Genomic DNA, 5,814 nt, shown 5'->3' with positions numbered 1-5,814 from the left:
GATGCCGGCATGGGCGCAGAACGACAGGAGCCCGTCCTGCGAGCGATCCATCAGGAGATCGACAAAGAGGCCGCAGAGGAGGTCCTCCTGCTCGGCCATCCCCGTCTTTGCCTTGGTCCTGCCGCCGGCAACCTGCGCGCATCGGCCGGCGCCTGCCGCCCTGGCCGCCACTACATCAGGTCGCATCCGAGCCTCCGAATTTCCGAAATCAATTGGCAAATCTGCAATCAATCACATCATTTCGCTCGCCCGATTATGCAATATCGCCATGCGAAATAACACCCGAGAATGGGCGCCGCCGGTTTAGGGAGGAATGCCCAGCTGAGCGCCCAGCTCGGCCTAAGCTGCGCGCGCGTTGATGGCTCGTGATGCTCAGAACGTCAGCTTCCGGACCGGGATCGAAGGGGCAAAATCGACCCATCTCGGACTCTGCCCCATCGTCCTCCAGTGACCGCAACGAGTGACGAAGGAGACATCCGCCGGCGTCACTCGCCGTGCCTTTCCGCCCGCACGGCTCGCAGGAATGCCCCCAGAAGCGCACGAGCCGGAGACGTCGCTGTCCCCTCGAAATTGCGCCCCAGTTCACTCCCGGAACGGATCACCGCCGTGTAACGCGCGCAGGGAGTCTTCTGCCCACTGGAGTGCCACTCCAGATCGGGCAGCCTCCACTCGACAAGTGCGATCACGAGATCAAGCGATTTGGTCACGGACCGCGAACTGTTCCAGATGGTCATCCCCTCAAAATGCCAGTGACCGTCGCCTTTCGATGTGAAGCCTAGGGCACGCAGGGTGTCCGCATCCAGTCTGGGGTCAGACCCAATCCCCCGCTCGACCTCGTCAATGAGTATTTCCGAGATCATGCTGGATCTCCTGTACGGATGGGGCGTGCATTTGGGCTACGGATTGGGCTCAGCGACCTCAGGGACAACGATCTCCCTGCGACATATGCGGCATTGGAGGCTCGCCGCCACAACCTCCCAGTCCCGCCCAGCGCCCAGCAATCGCCTGCGACATTTGGGGCAGTGCCGTTCATCTCCGCTGCGAGCGAAATCGTATTCTGGACCGATATAGGCACAGATCATGTGGTGGATGACGCGATGACGCTCGACGTCGCCGCTCCTGCAGATGTCGCATTGATCGGGCAGTGGGGAGCTGGTCATCGCAACCGCGCTAGGCGATATTGAACAGCCACATCAGCCGTCGCGCGATGCTGTCGGTGAACTCGGAGTAATACATATGGACGCTCACAGTGGAGTTCAGCGTTGGTGGCTGCACTCCCGCATCGAAGCGGACGCGACCGATCTGGCCTGAATCCGGCTGCCGAAAGACCGACCCGCGACGCGCATCGAGCTGGTCCGAGATGGGAAGGACCTCGGTGAGGGTGGCTGCGTAACGGGTTCTCCCGAAGACGACGAAGACCCGCTGTCCGGGCTTGGGATCAATCATCCTGAAATCGGGAATGTACCAATCGACATAGATGTCCTTGGACAGATAGACCTCGGCGATCGCCGTTGCCGCTGCAATTGTTTCGCCCGCCTGACGCGTCTGGTTCGAAATAATACCACTCACCGGTGACAGGATGATACCGTCGTTAAATTCCTTCCGGATCTTGGCGAACTGCCCGCGGACTTCCTCTCTCACGGCAGCCAGGCGCACCAGCTGCGCCGTCGCCTCCTCGGCTTCCGCTTCCAGGGTCACGAGGTTCTGGACCGCCAGTGAGCGCTCCTTGAACACGTCGCTGCGATAGATCAGGCTGGCGGTCCCGAGGTCTGCGCTGCGCTCCAGACGCTGGAAGGCTTCCTCAGCCAACTGCGATCGCGCGCGGGCATGCTCGATGGCTGCATGCGAGACGCGTGCCTTCACCCGGAGTTCAATCTCGCGGCCCGTGATATCGGCGAGGGTCTGCAGAAGGCCTGAAGCAACGACTTCGATCTGGGGCGAAATCACCTCGGCGATCGGCGTGCCCTCCTGCACGACCGAGCCCGGCCCCACATCCATCCGCTTGATCTGGACAAGATAGGGCGGCGAAATGGCCGTGCGCGGCGCCGAGACCACGCCAGGACCGTCTAGGAAGATCAGCGGCAGGCCAAAACTGACAATGAAGAAGCCGAGAACACCGAAAACCAGGGCGGCGTAGATGAAACGGACAATGCGTCCAGCACCTCTGCGGCGGCTTTCAACCGGGTCCGGAACCCGGGCGTCGAGGCGTTCAATCTCACGGTTCATGGCGATCGCTCCGTCAAAGATCGGGCGTCAGCAGGGCGCGCCGGACGCGTGGGGGCACGAAGTCGTCGTGGCGCGAGACAGAAAAGAGCAGTTCGCTCGTGAAGGCCCAGAAGCGAACCGCCTTCATCAGCAGGCCCTGGTAAATTGGAAAGACCGGGGCAATCAACACATTGAACAGCCGCGGCTTGTGATTGAAAAGCAGGCCGGCCAACGCGATATTGAACAGGTTGAGAGCCAGCAGCAGCAGGCTGACACCGGCAAGGAACGTCAGTGTGGCCGGTCCGAAGAGCACGGCGCAATAGGCAAGATAGAAGGGCAAAGACAGTGTCGGGACCAGATCGAAGATCAGGAAGTCCAGACGCTGCAGCGTATCGGCCAGGCTTTCGGACTGGAAAGGCCAGGCTTCGCGGTACTGGATAAGGCGCACGCGCAGGGCATCCCTGTCCCAGCGCTGCCTTTGGCGGGCGAGCGAGATGAACGATTCCGGCGCCATTGTCGCGGCCCAGGCCTCGGGAACAAAGCCGATCCGGTATCCGAAGCGCCGCAGTCTCAGGGTGAACTCGATATCCTCACCGGGCCCGACATCAAGTCCACCACGGTAGAGAAAGATGTCGCGGCGATAGAGCGAGCAGGCGCCGGAGGTGCACGAGATGCCCTCGAACTGACGGAGGAATGCCTTTCCGGCACTAATCGACATCAGGTATTCAAGAGCYTGAAGCTCGGTCCAGATCGATGCGCTCTCGTTCTTGACGCTGATGTTGCAGCTCACCGCGGCCATGCGTGAATCTGAGAACGCTGCCGTCATAAGGGCCAGCGCAGTGGGCGCGAAGACGGTGTCTGGATCGACCGTCAGGATCAGGTCGCCGCGCGCGAAACGCGCTCCCGCATTCACGCCGGCGCTACGCCCACAGCGGTTCGTGTGATGGATTACGAGGTCGATCAAACCATCCGCGCGAGCCCGCTCCGCAATGGCGAGGGTTTCATCGACCGACCCGTCATCGATCACGATGATCTCGAAGGGCGGGTATGTCTGGGCGCGCAGCGACGCGATCGAATGGAGCAGACCATCAGCCCCGTTGAAGGCGGGCATCACGACGCTGACCCGCAGCGCTGGCGCAACGGGATGCGGCCGCTGTCGGCCCAACGTCAGCGCGGTCAGGGAAACCAGGGAAAAGGTATAGCGCGGCACCTCGAAGATAAGGACCGTGAACGCCAGCAGAACCCAATCCGAATACCAGAGTTGGAGAAGCACGTCGCCCATGCCGATTGCCTCCGTTCTCGACGACCATCTTCAATCCCGGCGCAAGCCCGGTCAATGTCAGGCAGTGCGCAAAAGTGGCATGGTCGCGATGTTCGTTACGAAGATGGGACCACCGACGTTCGAAGGCAGGCTCGACAATGAAGCCGAAGCCCGCCCTTCGACCAATCGAAGTCGCTGAAGCCGGAAGATTCCAGGGAGTTCCACTATGACCGTGAGCAGACGATATGCGTCACCGATCAGATGTCGGCACTCCACCACCCTTAGCCGCCCCATATAGCGTCAGCTCTCGGGCACATTATCGAACGATAAAGCTCCAATTCCGCTGAGGCCGATCAGCGTCGCGGGCCGGTCGTCGTCCCGGTCGTTCTGCCGCTGGAATCGCGATAGGTCGTCGTCCCTTGGCTGTCCGTGCTGGCGCGCCCGGTCGTCCGGCCCATGGAGTCGTAGAACGTGGTCGAGCCTCGGCTGTCGGTCACTGAGCGGCCTGTGACGCGCCCGGAACTGTCGCGGAAGGTCTGCTGCGACTGCTGCGCCCCTGCATCGCCCGCCAGAGCTGCGAGCGTCAGGCCGGCGATGATGGCGGTCGTCCTACTCATGGTCGCCTCCCAGTTCAGTCTGGTTACAGATGTCCGCAATCCGTTTCTGAGATGGTTTGGCAGCGCTGCCGCCCCTCGCCGATATGTCGCTGCCTCGACCCATAGGCGACCCTCGGACCGTCCGCTTCCGGGTAATCCAATTCACTATCTGGCGGCGAGGCCGAAACTGGTGCGCAACCGGGTGTCAGAACCAAATGGCAGACTTACCCCGTCATACCGAACGCGACTGGTGCACTGGCGAAGGCTGTGAGCAACGCCTGCTGGTTCACCTGGCTCCTGCATCGGGGGGCGCAGCCGGCGTTAGGCCGTGACGGCGCATGATTTCGACCATCTTGGCCCGGTCCGGTGGACCGCCAGGCGTGTCGTTGACCACTGCGAAGACCTCTCGGAAATACTCCGGTCCGATCGCGGCCGGCGTGATCACGCAAAGCGCCTTCGCATCCCGGCTTCCATTGTTATCAAACCGATGAACGGCACCTCGCGGAATGCACAGGGCCTGTCCCGGTCCAACATCGATTTGTTTCCCGTCGACCGTCCAGGTCAGCACGCCCTCGATGCCATAGATTGTCTCTTCATAGTGGTCGTGGCTGTGCGGCGGAGCTGGCAAACGCTGAGACGCTGGAACCAGAAGTTCAAAAGCTGCAATGCTGCCGTTCGAATTGTCTCCGGTCAGCAGGAAATGGACGGCGAGCCCCTTGGTAACAATGGCTTCGTCGGACGGGTTGGTGCGAGGACCTACGGCTAGCTGTGGCATTGCGAACCCCCTTGAGGTAAACTACGTTTACCACTGCAGTGGTAAACTTAATTTACCGGAAGTCAATGCTATCTCAGAGAGCCTGCCGATGAGAACCGAGGACATGCTTATCGGCGCCTTGCTGCGCGTTCCGGCCCAGGCAATCCAGCGGCGTCTCATCAAGGAGCTCAACGCCGCAGGTTTTGACGAGTTGCGCTTGCCACATATGGCGGTGTTGCAGTTTCCAGGTCCTGATCAAGTTCGCCCGGCCACGCTCGCCGAGCGAGCCGGCATGAGCAAGCAGGCCATCAACCAACTGCTCCGAAGCCTGGAGGGCTTCGGCTATATCATCCGGTCGGATGTTCCGGGCGACGGCAACGCGCGGGAAATCCGCTTTACCGAACGTGGACACGCTGCATTTCGGAAGATGGTCGATATATTGCGAGACATCGAGCACGAGTGGAGCATCGAACTTGGGCCCCAGCGTTTCACCGAGCTTAAGGCGCTGCTGTTTCTCGTCTGGGATAGTCCATTGGCTCGCCAGTAACGTGACTCTAAAATACGCCGCATAAGGTGTTTTCAGCCTTTTTGCAGAAGCGCCTAACGGCCGCGAGGGCCTCGTCGGAGAACTTGATCCTGGCCAGCGTGATCCAGGCGAAGGTCCGCTCGACTATCCACCGCCGCGGCAGCACCTCGAAGTCCTTGGCGTGAGCGCCGCGGCGGATGATGTCCAGAGTGATGTGGGTCTTGTCGGCGGTCCATTGCGCGAGGCGACCGGCATTGCCGCCTTCAGCGAAGAGGCGGCTAACGAAAGGGTAACGCTGGCGAGAGCCTTTGAGCGGCAGCTTGCCGCCATCACGATCCTGCACGTCGGCGGCATCTCTGCGCGCGCACATCGCTCGATTGCGGCGAGTCATGGTAACAAACGCTTTAGCTTAAGCGTTTCTGGCTTCACTTACGATTCACCCAAAGGGGTAAATCTCCGATTCATCCTGATA

General features: G+C 61.0%; 9 protein-coding genes. 1 reads left to right on the top strand and 8 read right to left on the bottom strand.

All coding sequences use genetic code 11. The features are described from left to right. The 7 genes from AC1DVA_RS25980 to AC1DVA_RS25950 form a co-directional block, all read right to left on the bottom strand. A partial coding sequence (locus AC1DVA_RS25980; RefSeq protein WP_476807789.1) for a hypothetical protein occupies positions 1-186 on the bottom strand: 186 nt, incomplete at its 3' end. A gap of 299 nt (positions 187-485) precedes the next feature. Further along, a complete protein-coding gene (locus tag AC1DVA_RS25975; protein ID WP_476807788.1) occupies positions 486-860 on the bottom strand; it encodes a hypothetical protein in 375 nt (124 codons plus the stop codon). A 36-nt stretch (positions 861-896) separates the two neighbouring features. Continuing rightward, the gene (locus AC1DVA_RS25970; RefSeq protein WP_476807787.1) at positions 897-1,160 is read right to left on the bottom strand and encodes a TackOD1 domain-containing metal-binding protein; all 264 of its coding nucleotides are present in this window, start codon (positions 1,158-1,160) and stop codon (positions 897-899) included. 10 nt (positions 1,161-1,170) lie between these two features. Further along, positions 1,171-2,226, bottom strand: coding sequence for an HlyD family secretion protein (locus AC1DVA_RS25965; protein ID WP_476807786.1), 1,056 nt, complete (start codon positions 2,224-2,226; stop codon positions 1,171-1,173). A gap of 13 nt (positions 2,227-2,239) precedes the next feature. After that, entirely contained in the window at positions 2,240-3,487 is a 1,248-nt protein-coding gene (locus tag AC1DVA_RS25960) for a glycosyltransferase family 2 protein (protein WP_476807785.1), read from the bottom strand. Positions 3,488-3,819: 332 nt separating this feature from the next. Further along, positions 3,820-4,083 carry a hypothetical protein gene (locus tag AC1DVA_RS25955; RefSeq protein ID WP_476807784.1) on the bottom strand — a complete coding sequence of 88 codons (264 nt, stop codon included), beginning with the start codon at positions 4,081-4,083 and terminating at the stop codon, positions 3,820-3,822. A 265-nt stretch (positions 4,084-4,348) separates the two neighbouring features. Further along, entirely contained in the window at positions 4,349-4,837 is a 489-nt protein-coding gene (locus AC1DVA_RS25950; RefSeq protein WP_476807783.1) for a cupin domain-containing protein, read from the bottom strand. Between the two features lie 88 nt (positions 4,838-4,925). On the opposite strand from AC1DVA_RS25950, the gene AC1DVA_RS25945 reads away from it, so the two are divergent. Then, positions 4,926-5,363 carry a MarR family winged helix-turn-helix transcriptional regulator gene (locus AC1DVA_RS25945; protein WP_476807782.1) on the top strand — a complete coding sequence of 146 codons (438 nt, stop codon included), beginning with the start codon at positions 4,926-4,928 and terminating at the stop codon, positions 5,361-5,363. 7 nt (positions 5,364-5,370) lie between these two features. Here AC1DVA_RS25945 and AC1DVA_RS25940 read toward each other — a convergent pair whose 3' ends face one another. Beyond that, entirely contained in the window at positions 5,371-5,733 is a 363-nt protein-coding gene (locus AC1DVA_RS25940) for a transposase (protein WP_476807781.1), read from the bottom strand. Between the last annotated feature and the right edge of the window lie 81 nt (positions 5,734-5,814).

Source organism: Allobosea sp. P4_C6 (assembly GCF_056402015.1).
Note: the sequence above shows the minus strand (reverse complement) of the source record. Positions and strands in the feature narration are given on the sequence as shown.

Excerpts from the sequence above, each read along its gene's own strand:
- AC1DVA_RS25945 (WP_476807782.1), top strand. The coding sequence starts at position 4,926 with ATGAGAACCGAGGACATGCTTATCGGCGCCTTGCTGCGCGTTCCGGCC.
- AC1DVA_RS25965 (WP_476807786.1), bottom strand. The coding sequence starts at position 2,226 with ATGAACCGTGAGATTGAACGCCTCGACGCCCGGGTTCCGGACCCGGTT.
- AC1DVA_RS25970 (WP_476807787.1), bottom strand. The coding sequence starts at position 1,160 with ATGACCAGCTCCCCACTGCCCGATCAATGCGACATCTGCAGGAGCGGC.
- AC1DVA_RS25955 (WP_476807784.1), bottom strand. The coding sequence starts at position 4,083 with ATGAGTAGGACGACCGCCATCATCGCCGGCCTGACGCTCGCAGCTCTG.
- AC1DVA_RS25975 (WP_476807788.1), bottom strand. The coding sequence starts at position 860 with ATGATCTCGGAAATACTCATTGACGAGGTCGAGCGGGGGATTGGGTCT.
- AC1DVA_RS25940 (WP_476807781.1), bottom strand. The coding sequence starts at position 5,733 with ATGACTCGCCGCAATCGAGCGATGTGCGCGCGCAGAGATGCCGCCGAC.
- AC1DVA_RS25950 (WP_476807783.1), bottom strand. The coding sequence starts at position 4,837 with ATGCCACAGCTAGCCGTAGGTCCTCGCACCAACCCGTCCGACGAAGCC.